This is a genomic window from Geobacter sp., from assembly GCF_027327745.1.
Classification (GTDB): domain Bacteria; phylum Desulfobacterota; class Desulfuromonadia; order Geobacterales; family Geobacteraceae; genus Geobacter.
Genome location: NZ_DAHVYG010000024.1, coordinates 1 through 14,096 on the forward strand (window position 1 = coordinate 1; position 14,096 = coordinate 14,096).

General features: G+C 61.3%; 12 protein-coding genes. 9 read left to right on the forward strand and 3 right to left on the reverse strand.

Annotated features, from left to right (window positions below; genetic code table 11):
- The first annotated feature begins 87 nt into the window (after positions 1-87).
- The 4 genes from M6689_RS04475 (at position 88) to M6689_RS04490 (ending at position 4,407) form a co-directional block, all read left to right on the forward strand.
- Complete coding sequence (locus tag M6689_RS04475) at positions 88-2,727, forward strand: DEAD/DEAH box helicase family protein (RefSeq protein ID WP_298268316.1); 2,640 nt, start codon at positions 88-90, stop codon at positions 2,725-2,727.
- A 78-nt stretch (positions 2,728-2,805) separates the two neighbouring features.
- Complete coding sequence (locus M6689_RS04480; protein WP_298268318.1) at positions 2,806-3,177, forward strand: nucleotidyltransferase family protein; 372 nt, start codon at positions 2,806-2,808, stop codon at positions 3,175-3,177.
- Entirely contained in the window at positions 3,174-3,647 is a 474-nt protein-coding gene (locus tag M6689_RS04485) for a hypothetical protein (RefSeq protein ID WP_298268320.1), read from the forward strand. The genes M6689_RS04480 and M6689_RS04485 overlap by 4 nt, the downstream gene beginning before the upstream one ends.
- A 4-nt stretch (positions 3,648-3,651) precedes the next feature.
- Positions 3,652-4,407, forward strand: a complete 756-nt coding sequence (locus M6689_RS04490) for a Fic family protein (protein ID WP_298268322.1) — start codon at positions 3,652-3,654, stop codon at positions 4,405-4,407.
- 306 nt (positions 4,408-4,713) lie between these two features.
- Here the strand turns inward: M6689_RS04490 and M6689_RS04495 are convergent, their stop codons facing one another.
- The 3 genes from M6689_RS04495 to dnaE form a co-directional block, all read right to left on the reverse strand.
- Positions 4,714-5,445 (reverse strand): pseudouridine synthase, encoded by a 732-nt coding sequence (locus M6689_RS04495; RefSeq protein WP_298268324.1) that lies wholly within the window; start codon positions 5,443-5,445, stop codon positions 4,714-4,716.
- A gap of 108 nt (positions 5,446-5,553) precedes the next feature.
- Positions 5,554-6,510: an acetyl-CoA carboxylase carboxyltransferase subunit alpha gene (locus M6689_RS04500; protein ID WP_298268326.1), complete on the reverse strand. Its 957-nt coding sequence runs from the start codon at positions 6,508-6,510 to the stop codon at positions 5,554-5,556.
- Between the two features lie 25 nt (positions 6,511-6,535).
- Entirely contained in the window at positions 6,536-10,012 is a 3,477-nt protein-coding gene (gene dnaE / locus M6689_RS04505) for a DNA polymerase III subunit alpha (RefSeq protein WP_298268328.1), read from the reverse strand.
- Positions 10,013-10,447: 435 nt separating this feature from the next.
- Between dnaE and M6689_RS04510 the strand changes: the two genes are divergently transcribed.
- From M6689_RS04510 to M6689_RS04530, 5 genes are all read left to right on the forward strand, one after another.
- The gene (locus M6689_RS04510) at positions 10,448-11,350 is read left to right on the forward strand and encodes a sensor domain-containing diguanylate cyclase (RefSeq protein ID WP_298268330.1); all 903 of its coding nucleotides are present in this window, start codon (positions 10,448-10,450) and stop codon (positions 11,348-11,350) included.
- Positions 11,351-11,453: 103 nt separating this feature from the next.
- Entirely contained in the window at positions 11,454-12,182 is a 729-nt protein-coding gene (locus M6689_RS04515) for a BON domain-containing protein (protein ID WP_298268332.1), read from the forward strand.
- Positions 12,179-13,285 carry a magnesium/cobalt transporter CorA gene (corA, locus tag M6689_RS04520; protein ID WP_298268334.1) on the forward strand — a complete coding sequence of 369 codons (1,107 nt, stop codon included), beginning with the start codon at positions 12,179-12,181 and terminating at the stop codon, positions 13,283-13,285. The genes M6689_RS04515 and corA overlap by 4 nt, the downstream gene beginning before the upstream one ends.
- Positions 13,286-13,375: 90 nt before the next feature.
- On the forward strand, positions 13,376-13,768 hold the full coding sequence (locus M6689_RS04525; protein WP_298268335.1) for a type II toxin-antitoxin system VapC family toxin: 393 nt from the start codon (positions 13,376-13,378) through the stop codon (positions 13,766-13,768).
- A gap of 41 nt (positions 13,769-13,809) precedes the next feature.
- Positions 13,810-14,064, forward strand: a complete 255-nt coding sequence (locus tag M6689_RS04530) for a hypothetical protein (protein WP_298268337.1) — start codon at positions 13,810-13,812, stop codon at positions 14,062-14,064.
- Positions 14,065-14,096 lie beyond the last annotated feature (32 nt).

Consider the following 14,096-nt stretch of genomic DNA (forward strand, 5'->3'; position numbering starts at 1 on the left):
CCCTCCCCTGCCCTCCCCCACTGAGGGGGGAGGGAGCCAGTAATGTTACCCTCTCCCGCAAATGGGAGAGGGAGTAAGGTAATTTACATGCTCATATTGAAACCCTATCAGCGCCGTACCCTCGAAACCCTCAAACGCTACCTGGAGGCGGCGCGCCTTTCCGGCGACCCGAAGTGCGCCTACGACGAGCTCATGCAGGCGGCCGAAACTCCGGGCCGTCCCTACCTCGCCATCGATGGGCTTGAGACCGCCCCCTACGTCTGTGTCCGCATCCCCACCGGCGGAGGCAAGACATTGCTGGCGGCCCACACCGTGGCAACGGCTGCCACGAGCTACCTGGAGCAGGATTTTCCGGTGGTCCTCTGGCTCGTGTCGACCAACACCATCCGCAGCCAGACCCTGGAGGCGCTGAAGAAGCCCCATCACCCATACCGCGAGGCGATAGACAACGCCTTCGACGGACGGGTGGCGGTATTCGACATCGCCGAAGTAGAGACGATCCGGCCCCAGGACCTGATCGAGCGGGCGTGCGTGATCGTCGGCACCATGGCGACGCTCCGGGTGGACAAGACCGAGGGACGCCGCATCTACGCCCACAATGAAAATTACGAGCCCCACTTCGCACGGGTGACTCCGAATACACCGGGTCTGGAGCGGATCGAGGAGGGACCGGACCGGGGGAAGATCAAGTTTTCATTCGCCAATCTGCTCCATTTGCACAAGCCGCTGGTCATCATGGACGAGGCCCACAACGCCCGCACCGCCCTCACCTTTGAGGTCCTGCAGCGCATCCGCCCCGCCTGCATCGTCGAGTTCACCGCCACCCCGGACACGAACCGCGCCAGCGGCAGCAACGTGATCTGCCGGGTCTCGGCCGCCGAGCTCAAGGCGGAGGAGATGATCAAGCTCCCGATCATCCTAAAGGAGCACAAGAACTGGCAGGAGGCGGTACGGGACGCGGTGCTCACCAGGAAGAAGCTGGAGGAGATGGCCCAGGGGGATGGCGCCTTCATCCGCCCCATCGTCCTCTTCCAGGCGGAGAGCAAGGAGCGCGAGGTAACGGTGGAGGTGGTGCTCAAGCACCTCGTGGAGAACGAGATTATCCCACGGGAACGAATCGCCATTGCCACTGGCAGCCAGCGGGAACTGGACGGGATCGACCTGTTCGACCGGCGCTGCAAGGTGGAGTACATCATCACCGTGGAGGCGCTCAAGGAGGGGTGGGACTGCTCCTTTGCCTATGTCTTCTGCTCTGCGGCCAATATCCATTCCGGAAAGGACGTGGAGCAGCTCCTCGGCCGGGTCCTGCGGATGCCCTACGCGGAGCGCCGAAACCAGGACGAACTGAACAAGGCATACGCCTTCGTCTCCTCCCCCAGCTTCGCCCAAGCTGCCAACGACCTACACGACCGGCTTGTCTCCATGGGGTTCGAGGAGGAAGAAGCTTCAGAGTTCATCCAGGCTCCACAGCAGCCGCTCTTTTCCGAAGACGATCTGCCGCTCTGGTCGCGAAGGGAGCCGGAGCCTCTGGTTGTGACCTGCGGCGAGGATTACCAGTATGAATGGATCAAGCGGGAGGCGCCGGCGGGGATCGCGCTTGAGCATGGCGAAGGTGGCGATCTCCGACTCACCGTAAGGGGGGAGATTTCCGACGAACTTGAAGAGAGGATCGTCGCGGCGGCCCCGAAGAAGGCCCAAGCGGAGCTGCGGAAGGCCATCGTTTCCCACCGGCGCTATCTCCTGAAAACCCTGTCTCCGTCAGAGCGGGGGGAGACGTTCCGGGCGCCCCGCCTCTGCGTCATGGTGCAAGGGGAACTGGAACTGGCGGAGAAGGAGCTCTTCCTCGACGTGTGCGGGTGGAGCCTCCTCGATTTTCCCCATGCCCTGACCCCGTCCGAGATCGCCATCGACGAGGGGGCGCGGACCTTCGAGTTCGACATCAAGGGGAAGAAGGTGGTTTACAGCCTGGTGGACCTTGAGGAGCAGCTCGACCTGAGCCATGTGAACACCGACTGGACGGAGGCTAATCTGGTCCGCTGGCTCGACAAGAACGTACGCCAACCCGACGTGCGTCAGGAGGTGATACTCGAATTCCTGCGCCGGACGGTGGCCGATCTCCGGGAGCGGTGCGGGCTCGACATGGCGGCGCTGGTGCGCAGCCGCTTCATCCTTGCCAAGCTGCTGGTGGAGAAGATCAAGGGTTTCCGCCAGGAAGCGTGCGGCCGCGGCTACCAGGAAACCCTCTTCGGTCCGCAGTCCGGGGTGGAAACGACTTTCGATTACGCCTTCAGCTACGACCCGAATGTCTACCCCGCCGGCTGGTATTACCAGGGGCGCTTTGACCTCTCGAAAAAACACTACTACCCGGTAATCGGAGAAATGAAGAACAGCGGGGAGGAGTTCGAGTGTGCCTGCGCCATCGCCGCGCTGAAGGAGGTAAAGCACTGGGTCCGGAACCTCGCCAACCAGCCGAGGGCCTCCTTCTGGCTCCCGACGGCCACCGACCGCTTCTATCCCGACTTCGTGGCCGAGCTGCACGACGGAAGGATACTCGTTGTCGAGTACAAGGGGGAGGCCTACAAGACCAACGACGATTCAAAGGAGAAACGACAGATCGGCATGCTCTGGGAGGAAAAGAGCGGCGGGAAAGGGCTCTTCCTCATGGCGGAAAAACGTGATGCGCAGGGGCGGGACGTGTATCGGCAGTTGGCGGAGAAGGTGAGGTAGTTAAAATGCCCCTTGTCTGATTATTCGCTTGGGTTTCGGTTCCCAATTCTGTGATAAGCTTTAAAAGAGGAATAGAACATGCCTTCACGAACAGCAAAAGACATACCGCCCGCACTCTGGAAGCAATACCATCCATTCCGCTCCATTGCCGATGAACGCACCTCATCCGCTGCGGAAAGCGCCAAGGCCGCTGCATCCGCCATAGCCAAAGAGCTTAAAGGCCGTTTTGGTGCGAGCAGGGTTATGCTTTTCGGATCTCTTGCCAGAGGGGATTTCCACCGTTGGTCAGACATCGACCTTGCCGTGTGGGGGATATCTCCTGCGGATTATTATCGAGCGGTTGCCTTTGCCAGCGGCTTCAGCGATCTCTTCAAGGTTGACCTTGTGGACGTTGAAGACTGCTCCGAGTCGTTGCGGCAGCATATCCAAAGAGAAGGAGTTGAGCTATGAGCAAACCTGGCGCTATCATTGCCGCGAGGATAAAAACTGAATTGCCGGAGCTTGCGCTTCTCGTTGAGCGCGCCACGGAGGGGTGGGAAAGAGCCAAAAGCCAGAATGATACCTTTTACCTCGACAGTGTTGCCCTGAATCTGCATAGTTTTTACTCCGGGCTTGAAAAGATATTCGAAAAAATTGCCGCCACCGTGGATGGCAGCGTGCCGAGTGCTCCCAACTGGCATCAAGAATTGCTGAGCCAGATGAGCATGGAGATCCCGGAAGTCAGGCCTGCTGTCATTTCTCAAGAACTTCGCGATATGCTGGAAGATTATCGCGGCTTTCGGCATGTGGTCCGGAATGTCTATACATACCACCTGAACCCGGAAAAGGTAGAAAGGCTGATCTCCGACATTGAACCGGTCTTGGAGAAGTTGATCGCAGAACTGAACGCCTTTGCAACATTCCTCCAAGAGGCGGGATAGCGCCATGACATTTGCCAACCGGATCGCGGACGCTGACAAACTCCAGCAGGAGATCAAGCAGCACCGCCCCTTGAAAGGCCAAGCGCTCAAACAGTTGCAGGAATACTTCCGCATTGGTCTCACCTGGTCAAGCAACGCCCTGGAAGGAAACAGCCTGACCGAGACCGAGACCAAGGTTGTGATCGAGGACGGCATTACCATCGGCGGCAAGCCGCTCAAGGACCACTTCGAGGCCATCGGCCACGCCGAGGCCTTCGACTATCTACAGAAGCTCGCTCGACACAAGGAGATCACCGAGCGAGACATCCTGAGGCTGCACAAGCTCTTCTACTACCGCATCGGCGAGGCCAACGCCGGCCACTACCGCAAGCAGAATATCATCGTCACCGGCACCGATGTTGTTTTTCCCGCGCCGAGCGAGTTGAAGGAGCTGATGGACGCCTTTGCCGAGGAGATCCCCCGCCTCCGTGGCGAGAAGCATCCCATCGAGTTCGCAGCACTCCTGCACACCCGGCTGGTCACCATCCACCCCTTCGTGGACGGCAACGGTAGGGCCGCCCGGCTGCTGATGAACCTGGCCCTCCTCCAGGAGGGCTACCCGGTGACCATCATCCCGCCGGTGCTGCGCAGCGAGTACCTAACGACTGTCAGGGAGAGCAACACCGGCAACGTCGCGCCATTCGTGAATCTCCTTTCCAGCATGGTCTGGGAAAGCCAGCGCGACTACCTGCGAATGCTGGAGAGTCTTGAGAGAAAATAGTCCCCCAATCCTATTAAAGACTGCAAAAAAGCAACGCACTTTGTTACTTTGGTCGCGTGATTCCTCTGAGGGGAAACTTCTGGAAGAGAATTTTTTGAGGTACTTTTGGAGGTATGTTCCAAAAAATAGCATGGCAAATGTCAAACAAAACAATACATTACAAGGTTAATTCCGTTCCAGTCTTCAAATCAAGGGGTCAGCCAACCGGCTAACCCCTTTCGCTTTATCTAAAATTGCCCACCTGTCCACAGTGGTCCACCTTTTACGGCCACTGCAATTTTCTCCGGCACCCCGCATGAGAATTTGTTATCGAGGCCGACGGGGTCGGGGTTCGTCCAGCGCCTTCACCTCTGCCGGCGTCAGATACCGGAACTCCCCGACCTTCAGCTCTCCCAGGAAAAGGGAGCCGTACCGGACCCGCCGCAGGCGCACTACCGAGAGGCTCACCGCTTCGCACATCCGGCGGACCTGCCGGTAACGCCCCTCGTGGATGGTTATGGAGATCCAGGTATTGTTGTCGCTTTGCTTGGTAACGGCGACCCGGGCGGGAGCGGTCTTTCCGTCGTCGAGCTCGACTCCCAGCGCAATGCGGTTGATCTGTTCCTTCGCGACGGTTCCCCGCACCCGCACGAGATACTCCTTGTCGACCTCGTGGCGCGGATGGGCGAGGCGGTTGGCCCAGGCCCCGTCGTTGGTGAGGAGCAGCAGCCCCTCGGTGTTGTAGTCTAGCCGCCCCACCGGGAAAACCCGCACCCCCACACCCTTCAGAAGGTCGGTGACGATGGGGCGTCCCTCGGGGTCTTTCATCGTGGTGACATACCCCACCGGTTTGTTGAGGAGGATGTAGACCCGCTTTTCCTCCACGGCAACCGGCCTGCCGTCGACAGTTATCCGGTCGCGCTCCGGGTCCGCCTTGGCGCCGAGTTCGGTGACCGGCGTGCCGTTAACCGTCACCCGCCCCGCGGTTATCATCCGCTCGGCCTCGCGGCGGGAGGCGATCCCTGCCCGGGAAAGTATCTTCTGAATCCGCTCTTCCATTATGCTCCCCAACAGCCTGCTGAAATATCTAAAGGCTAAAGGACGAAGGACACGGGGAAATCCGGCCATCACCTTTAGCCTTTAGTGTCGGTCCAGCTCTCCGGGTGCCTATTCGGCGAACCGGGACATCTTCCTGAACTTCTGATACCGCTCCTCCACCAGTTGCTCGGGGGAAATCCCCTTGAGCTCCTTCAAGTGGCGGGAAAGGGCATCGTGCAGCGTCCTGGCCATGGCTTCGTGGTCGCGGTGGGCGCCGCCGAGGGGCTCCGCGACGATCTCGTCGATGACGTCCAGTTCCTTGAGGTCCCAGGCGGTGAGCTTGAGGGCCTCGGCGGCCTGCTCACCCTTGGTGCCGTCGGACCAGAGGATGGCGGCGCACCCTTCGGGGGAGATGACGGCGTAGATCGAGTACTGGAGCATGAGCACCCGGTCGCCGACGGCGATGGCGAGCGCCCCGCCCGAGCCCCCCTCGCCGGCGATGACGACGATGATCGGCACGGTAAGGCTTGCCATCTCGCGCAGGTTGCGGGCGATGGCCTCGGCCTGGCCCCGCTCCTCGGCGCCGATGCCGGGGTAGGCGCCGGGGGTGTCGACGAAGGTGATGATCGGCATCCGGAACCGCTCGGCCATCTCCATGAGGCGCAGCGCCTTGCGGTATCCCTCCGGGTTCGGCATGCCGAAGTTGCGGTAGACCTTCTCCTTGGTGTCGCGTCCCTTCTGGTGACCGATGACCATGACCGGCTCGCCGTCAAGCCGGGCCGGACCGCCGACGATGGCGTGATCGTCGCCGAAGAGGCGGTCGCCGTGCAGTTCCACGAAATCGGTGAAGATCAGGTTGAGGTAGTCCAGGGTGAAGGGGCGGTTGATGTGCCGGGCCACCTGGGTCATCTGCCAGCGGGAGAGGTTGGCGAAGACCGTCTCCCGCATCTTGTCGACCCGTTTCTCCAGGGTGCCGACCTCGGATTTCAGCTCTTCGTTGTCTCCGGCGATCTCGATCAGTTCCTGGATCTTTTTCTCCAGCTCGACGATCGGTTTCTCAAACTCCAGCGGGGCGATGACAGCCATTATCTGATCTCCTTGTCAGCGTAATTCATTCAAAAGAAACGGCATTATAGCCGAACAGGTGCTTCACTTCCATCACCATTTCTTCGCTGGGGGCAACGGTGCAGGAATCGGCCGCGGCGATGACGGTGCGGAACCACTCGGGGACCTCGATGGCGACGGCGGCGCTGCACGGGCCGGGATAGCGGGCGATGATCCCCCGCAGCGACTCCAGCCGGCTCCGCTCCAGCCCCTCGGCAGCGAGGGTGAAGACCACCCGCTTCGTCTCCCGGGCGCTCACGTCCCGCAGCAGCACCACCTCGCTCGCCATGATCTTGGTGCTCTTCTCCCCCCTGTCGACGGTGCCGGTGACCAGCAGCGGGTCGTCGGACTTGAGAAGCTCCGAGGCGGCGGCGAAGGTCTCGGGGAAGACCACCATCTCCACGGAGCCGACCAGGTCCTCCAGGGTGGCGAAGGCCATCCGGTCCCCCTTCTTGGTGATGAGCTCCTTGAGGGAGGCGACCACGCCGCAGACCTTCACCTCGCTCTTGTCGGCACGTTCGTCGAGGGTGGCGGTGTCGGCGGTGGCGAAGCGCCGGATATCCTTCTCGTAGCGCCCCAGGGGGTGGCCGGTGATGAAGAACCCGAGGGCCTCCTTCTCCAGGCCGAGGAGCATCTTGTCGTCCCACTCGGGGATGTCGGGAAGCTGCACCCTCCCCTTGCCGTTGCCGTTGGTCCGGACGATCTCCTCGGTGCCGAAGAGCGACACCTGGGCGCTCTCCTTCTCCTGCTGGATCTTCTGGCCGATGGCCATGGCGTCTTCCAGAACCGCCATGAGCTGGGAGCGCCTGGCCCCGGTGGAGTCGAAGGCGCCGCACTTGATGAGCGCCTCCACCACCCGCTTGTTGACCTTGCGGAGATCCACCCGCTCGCAGAAGTCGAAGAGCTCCTTGAACTCCCCTTCCTGCCGCGCCTCGATGATCGCCTCGATGGCCGACTCGCCGACGTTCTTCACGGCGCCGAGGCCGAAGCGGATGGAGTTGCCGAGGACCCGGAACGAGAGGTGCGAGGCGTTGATGTCGGGGGGGAGCACCTCGATCCCCATCTCGCGGCAGTCGGCGATGTTCTTCACCACCTTGTCGGTGTTCCCCATGTCCTCGGTGAGAAGGGCCGCCATGAACTCCACCGGGTAGTGGGCCTTGAGGTACGCGGTCTGGTAGGCGACCAGGGCATAGGCGGCCGAATGGGACTTGTTGAAGCCGTACTCGGCGAACTTGGCCATGAGGTCGAAGATGGCCCCTGCCTTCTGCAGGTCGATGCCGCCGTTCTTCGCCCCCTCCAGGAAGATGTCGCGCTGCTTCGCCATCTCGGCCGGGTCCTTCTTCCCCATGGCGCGGCGCAGGAGGTCGGCGCCGCCCAGGGAGTAACCGGCCAGGGTCCGGGCGATCTGCATGACCTGCTCCTGGTAGACGATGACCCCGTAGGTGTCCTTCAGGATCGGCTCCAGCTGCGGCAGATCGTAGACCACCTTCTTCCTGCCGTGCTTGCGGTCGATGAAGTCGTCCACCATGCCGCTTCCCAGGGGGCCCGGCCGGTAGAGGGCGCATACGGCGATGATGTCCTCGAAGCAGGAGGGCTTGAGCTTGGTGAGAAGCTCCTTCATGCCGGAGGATTCGAGCTGGAAGACCCCGGTGGTGTTGCCGGCCTGCAGCAGCTTGTAGGATTCCTCGTCATCGTCGCGCAGGGCCGCGATGTCGAAGTCGGGCCGCTTGCCGGCCCGGATCATCTTCACCGCGTTGTCGATGACGGTCAGGTTCTTGAGGCCCAGGAAGTCGAACTTCACCAGACCGATCTTCTCCACGTATTTCATGGAGTATTGCGTCGTGAGGGAGCCGCTCTTCTGGTCCTTGTAGACCGGGCAGAACTCCTCCAGGATATCGGGGGCCACCACGACGCCGGCGGCGTGGGTGGAGGCGTGGCGGGCAAGCCCCTCCAGACAGAGGGCGACGTCGAGAAGCTCCTTCACCCTTGGATCGGCCTCCCCCATCTCCTTCAGCTTCGGTTCCTGCTGGAGCGCCTTCTCCAGCGAGATGCCGAGGACTTCCGGGACGAGCTTGGCGATCTTGTCCACCTCGCCGTAAGTCATGTCCATGGCCCTTCCGACGTCGCGGATGACCGCCCGGGCCGACATGGTCCCGAAGGTGATGATCTGGCAGACCTTGTCGCGGCCGTACTTCTCGGTGACGTACTGGATCACCTCCTCGCGCCGGTCCTGGCAGAAGTCGACGTCGATATCTGGCATCGAGATCCGCTCCGGGTTCAGGAAGCGCTCGAAGAGGAGGTTGTAGGGGATGGGATCGAGATCGGTGATCCGGATGGAGTAGGCGACCAGCGACCCGGCCGCCGACCCCCGCCCCGGCCCCACGGGGATGCCGTGGTCCTTGGCCCAGTTGATGAAGTCGGCCACGATGAGGAAGTAGCCCGGGAACCCCATCTGCTTGATGCAGTCGAGCTCGATCCGGAGCCGGTCGTGGTAGCTCTTCTCCTGCTCCGGGGTGAGGTTCGGGTTCTTGGCCCGGATGGCCACCAGCCGCGCCTCAAGCCCCCGGTGGGCCTCGTCCTCCAGCACGTCGTCCAGGCTCTTCCCCTCGGGGGGGACGTAGCGGGGAAAGTGGTAGGTCTTGAGGTCCAGCTCCAGGTTGCACCGCTCGGCGATCTTCACCGTGTTGGTGATCGCCTCGGGGGCGTAGTGGAACGCGGCGGCCATCTCCTCCGGGGTCTTGACGTAGAACTCGTCGGCGGAGAAGCGCATCCGCGACGCATCGTTCATGGTCTTGCCGGTCTGGATGCAGAGGAGCACCTCGTGGGCGCGGGCGTCCTCGCGATTCAGGTAGTGGCAGTCGTTGGTGGCCACCAGCGGCAGCGAAAGTTCCCGCGCCACCTCCAGCAGCCCCTTGTTGGCCTTCTCCTGCTCCGGGAGAGTGTTCTCCTGGAGCTCGATGTAGTAGCGGTCGGGGAAGAGGTCGGCGTACCAGCGGGCCACCTCCAGCGCCTCCTCCATTTTCCCCCGCTCGCAGAGGTAGGCCACCTCCCCCTTCAGGCAGGCGGAGAGGCAGATGAGCCCCTCGGCGTGCTGGGAGAGCACCTCCTTGTCGATCCGCGGCTTGTAGTAGAAGCCGTCCTTGAAGCCGATGGAGACGAGCTTGGAGAGGTTCTTGTAGCCGGTGAGGTTTTCGCAGAGAAGGAGGAGGTGATAGCCGGCGCCCGCCTCCCCTCCCCGCGCCTCCTTCACGAGGCGGGAACCGGGGGCGATGTAGACCTCGGAGCCGATGATCGGTTTCACCCCCTTGTCCCGGCACTTGAGGTAGAACTCCAGGGCGCCGAACATGGTGCCGTGGTCGGTGATCGCCACCGCCGGCATGTGGTGGTCCTTGACCTTCCTGATCAGGTCGCCGAGACGGATGGCGCCGTCGAGGAGGGAGTACTGGGTGTGGAGATGGAGGTGGACGAAGCTGGGGGTTTCCATAGGCCTCTCTCAGGCTGTTGCAAAACTATTGCGGGGCCGGTCTGCGTTGTTGCCGCTCGCTTGCGCCTAGCATCCCGGCCTTCTCATGACGTTTTTCAACAGCCTGCTGATACGACGATGGGAGCTGCCTCGGCACCTCCCATGTTTTAGTTTGGCTAAAAAATTTTCGTAATTATGACATGAAGCCCCTCCGAGTGTCAACAACTCAGTATGGAGAGCAGCAGCCACCGCCACCACATAACTATTTGTTTTATATGCATTTTACAACTTCGTACCCAATTACGCCTCCAACAATCATGCTTCCACTGGAAATTGCGGCGCTTTCTACTACAATTGAGGGCAAGCCCGTCACGCAAACGGCATTAAGTTTGCTCCTTAGTCTTGGCATCTCATCTTTGGCAATCTGATTCGATCACGCAAACCAGTTGGGGGCACATGAAACAGACCAATGATTTTTTCAAGCAGGTTCTCGACAGCCTGTACGACGGCGTGTACTTCGCAGACCTCGACCGGCGGATCACCTACTGGAACAAGGGGGCTGAACGGCTTTCCGGCTACACGGGGGCCGATGTCATCGGCTCGCGCTGCCGCGACAACATCCTTTGCCACGTCGACGGGACGGGTCGCAGCCTCTGCGAGCACGACTGCCCCATCGCCCACACCCTTGTCGACGGCATCCACCGCGAGGCGGAGGTCTACCTTCACCACAAGCGGGGGCACCGCGTGCCGGTGCAGGTCCGCGTCTCGCCGATCCGCAACGGCGGCGGGGAAATCGTCGGCGCCGTGGAGGCGTTCAGCGATAACTCGGCGCGCATCGCCGATATCCAGCGGATCGAGGAGCTGCAGCAGATGGTGTTCCTCGACCCCCTCACCGGCATCGCCAACCGGCGCTACATCGAGCTCAATCTCCAGTCCCGCTTCGACGAGATGTTCCGCTACGGCTGGAGCTTCGGCGTCATGCTGCTGGACCTGGACCACTTCAAGACGGTCAACGACCGCTACGGCCACGATATGGGGGACGACCTGCTGCGGATGGTCGCCCGCACGCTCCAGCACGCCGCACGATCCTACGACCTGGTGGGGCGCTGGGGAGGCGAGGAATTCATCGCCATCATCGCCAATGTCTCCTTGGAGAAGCTCGCCCATACCGCCGAGCGGTTCCGCCGGCTCGTGGAAGAATCCAGCCTCGCCGCCGGCGACGCCGTCGCCCGTGTCACCATCTCCGTCGGCGCCACCATCGCCACGAGCGAAGATTCGGTCGGAAGCCTCATCAAGCGGACCGACGAGCTCATGTACCGGAGCAAGGGAGCGGGGCGCAACTGCGTGACCTGTGCATAGGAGTCTGCCGCATGGATCAGGTTGATTCCGAAGAACCAGCATTCCCGGCGCAATTGGGTAAAATGATCACAAGACCAGTCAGCGGGAAAGAGGAGGAACCGACATGAAACCAGCAGAAGCGATACTCCGGGAGATCGAGGCGGCCTTCGAGCGGGAACCGCATATCAATCTCCACGTCTGGCCACTGCAGATGAAACTGGACGCCGGGATACTCACCCTTGAAGGGGAGGTGGAGCACATTGCCGCCAAGAAGCTCGCCCTGGAGCTGGCGGCGGCGACCGCGGGGGTGGACGGAATCGTGGACCGGCTGCGGATCGCCCCGGCCGAGGCGATGGAGGACATGGAGATCCGCGACCACGTCTGCGACGCCTTCGTCCAGGAGCCGGCCTTCGCCGACTATGCCATCCACGCCCTCGTCTTCGGGAAATGGGAATCGGTGCGCGAGGCCCCCCGGGAACCGACGGGCCTTCTGCAGGTGGAGGTGGCCGGGGGGATCGTGACCCTCAACGGCCGGGTGACGAGCCTCTCCCACAAGCGGATCGCCGGGGTCCTCGCCTGGTGGGTGCCGGGGAGCCGCGACGTGGTGAACGGCATCGAGATCATCCCCCCCGAGGAGGACAACGACGACGAGATCACCGACGCCGTGCGGCTCGTCCTGGAAAAGGACCCCTTCGTCAACGCCTCCCAGCTCCGGGTCAGCTGCCGCGACCGGGTCGTCACCCTCGACGGTGCGGTCCCGAAACCGAAGGAGAAGGATATGGCCGAGGCGGACGCCTGGTACGTCTTCGGAGTTGACAAGGTGGTGAACCGGCTGGTAATCGTGGAGTCATGAAGAAAACCCGCCGACCCGGCACCCCGCTGCCGGCACCACATCCTCCTGCCGCCACGAAGAGATCGGAGAAAGCCGGCCTCCCCCCCGGCACCCTCATCCATATCGGGGAGAAGAGCGACCGGGAGATCAGGATCACCGTCATCGACTACACCCCGGAGGGCTTCGAGGAGAAGGAGATCACGGCCCTCAACGAATGCTTCTACTTCATGGATGCCTCGGCCATCACCTGGATCAACGTGGAGGGGCTCCACGAGGTCGAACTCGTCCGGCAGCTGGGGGACTGCCAGGGGATCCACCCCCTCGTCCTGGAGGATATCCTCAACACCGAGCAGCGCCCGAAGGCGGAGGATTTCGGGGACTACCTGTTCATCGTCCTGAAGATGCTCCGGGCCCGGGAAGGGCTCGGAATCGCCACGGAACAGGTCAGCCTGATCCTCGGCGAAAACTTCGTCATCTCCTTCCAGGAGGGGTTTGCCGGGGACGCCTTCAATCCGATCCGGGAGCGGATCAGGGGAAGCAAGGGACGGATCAGGACCATGGGGGCCGATTACCTCGCCTACTCCCTCATCGACGCCATCGTGGACGACTACTTCGTCGCCCTCGAAAAGATCGGCGAAGAGATCGAGGAACTGGAGGTGGAGGTGGTGACCAGCCCCACCCGCGAGACCCAGCGCAAGATCCACCGGATCAAGCGGAGCATGATCTTCCTGCGTAAGGCGGTCTGGCCGCTGCGGGAGGTGATCGGCAGCCTGGAGCGGCGCGACTCCACCCTGATCCGCGAAGCGACCATCGTCTACTTCCGCGACGTCTACGACCACACCGTCCAGGCCATCGACACCGTCGACACCTACCGCGACATGCTCTCCGGCATGCTCGACGTCTATCTCTCCTCCCTCAGCAACCGGACCAACGAGGTGATGAAGGTGCTCACCATCATCGCCACGATCTTCATGCCCCTCACCTTCGTCGTCGGTCTCTACGGGATGAACTTCAAATACATGCCCGAGCTCGAATGGCACTGGGGGTACCCGGTGGTGCTTGTGCTCATGCTCCTCATCAGCATCGCCATGGTGATCTTCTTCCGGCGCAAGAAGTGGCTCTGACCCCTTGGTCTTCCTGGTACCGGTTGACTGAATCGCACAATGACATTACAATGCCACTACAACATGATATCGTAGTCAGTGGATGCGGGAATGAAGCGGATAATCATCGACACCAACTTCTATACAGCCTTCAAGAGAAACGACGCCGACGCCGTTGTCCTCCTGCAGCAAGCCGAGTATATCGGCATCAGTTCCGTCATTCTCGGTGAACTGTTTGCCGGATTCCGCTGCGGCTCTAAAGAGCGGCAAAACCGGACGGAACTGGATCAATTTCTCAACTCAGCAAGAGTTAACGTAATTACTTTGGATGAAGAAACCGCGGAATTCTATGCCCAGGTTTTTTCAGAGTTAAGACAGAAAGGCCGCCCCATACCGTCCAACGACCTGTGGCTGGCGGCCTCAGCACTCCAGCATGGTCTTGCGCTGGCCACTTACGACGAACATTTCCGCTCTATAAGCGGCCTTCTGTTGGCTGTTCGGTAAAGGCTGATCCGGGAGCATCAGGGGATCAAGGAGACAAACCCATGACCACCATGACTTTGCGCGGTATAGATGAAACCATTGCCGAGGCGTTAAAGAAGAAAGCCAGAAGAGAGGATATCAGCGTCAACGCTGTGGTACTCAAGCTTCTCAGGGAATCGCTGGGAATCGAGAAGAAACGGAATGTAGTCTACGATGACCTCGACCATCTGGCCGGAACCTGGAACGCACAGGACCTTGCCGAGTTCGAACGGGCCACGGCGGTTTTCGAAAAGGTCGACGAGGAAATGTGGAAATGACTCACCCTGTTGATGCTATCTTTCCCCATAGA

Bases quoted from the DNA above. Each gene is read 5' to 3' on its own strand.
- M6689_RS04530 (WP_298268337.1), top strand. From the start codon at position 13,810: ATGACCACCATGACTTTGCGCGGTATAGATGAAACCATTGCCGAGGCG.
- M6689_RS04480 (WP_298268318.1), top strand. From the start codon at position 2,806: ATGCCTTCACGAACAGCAAAAGACATACCGCCCGCACTCTGGAAGCAA.
- M6689_RS04475 (WP_298268316.1), top strand. From the start codon at position 88: ATGCTCATATTGAAACCCTATCAGCGCCGTACCCTCGAAACCCTCAAA.
- M6689_RS04515 (WP_298268332.1), top strand. From the start codon at position 11,454: ATGAAACCAGCAGAAGCGATACTCCGGGAGATCGAGGCGGCCTTCGAG.
- dnaE (WP_298268328.1), bottom strand. From the start codon at position 10,012: ATGGAAACCCCCAGCTTCGTCCACCTCCATCTCCACACCCAGTACTCC.
- M6689_RS04510 (WP_298268330.1), top strand. From the start codon at position 10,448: ATGAAACAGACCAATGATTTTTTCAAGCAGGTTCTCGACAGCCTGTAC.
- corA (WP_298268334.1), top strand. From the start codon at position 12,179: ATGAAGAAAACCCGCCGACCCGGCACCCCGCTGCCGGCACCACATCCT.
- M6689_RS04525 (WP_298268335.1), top strand. From the start codon at position 13,376: ATGAAGCGGATAATCATCGACACCAACTTCTATACAGCCTTCAAGAGA.
- M6689_RS04485 (WP_298268320.1), top strand. From the start codon at position 3,174: ATGAGCAAACCTGGCGCTATCATTGCCGCGAGGATAAAAACTGAATTG.
- M6689_RS04500 (WP_298268326.1), bottom strand. From the start codon at position 6,510: ATGGCTGTCATCGCCCCGCTGGAGTTTGAGAAACCGATCGTCGAGCTG.
- M6689_RS04495 (WP_298268324.1), bottom strand. From the start codon at position 5,445: ATGGAAGAGCGGATTCAGAAGATACTTTCCCGGGCAGGGATCGCCTCC.
- M6689_RS04490 (WP_298268322.1), top strand. From the start codon at position 3,652: ATGACATTTGCCAACCGGATCGCGGACGCTGACAAACTCCAGCAGGAG.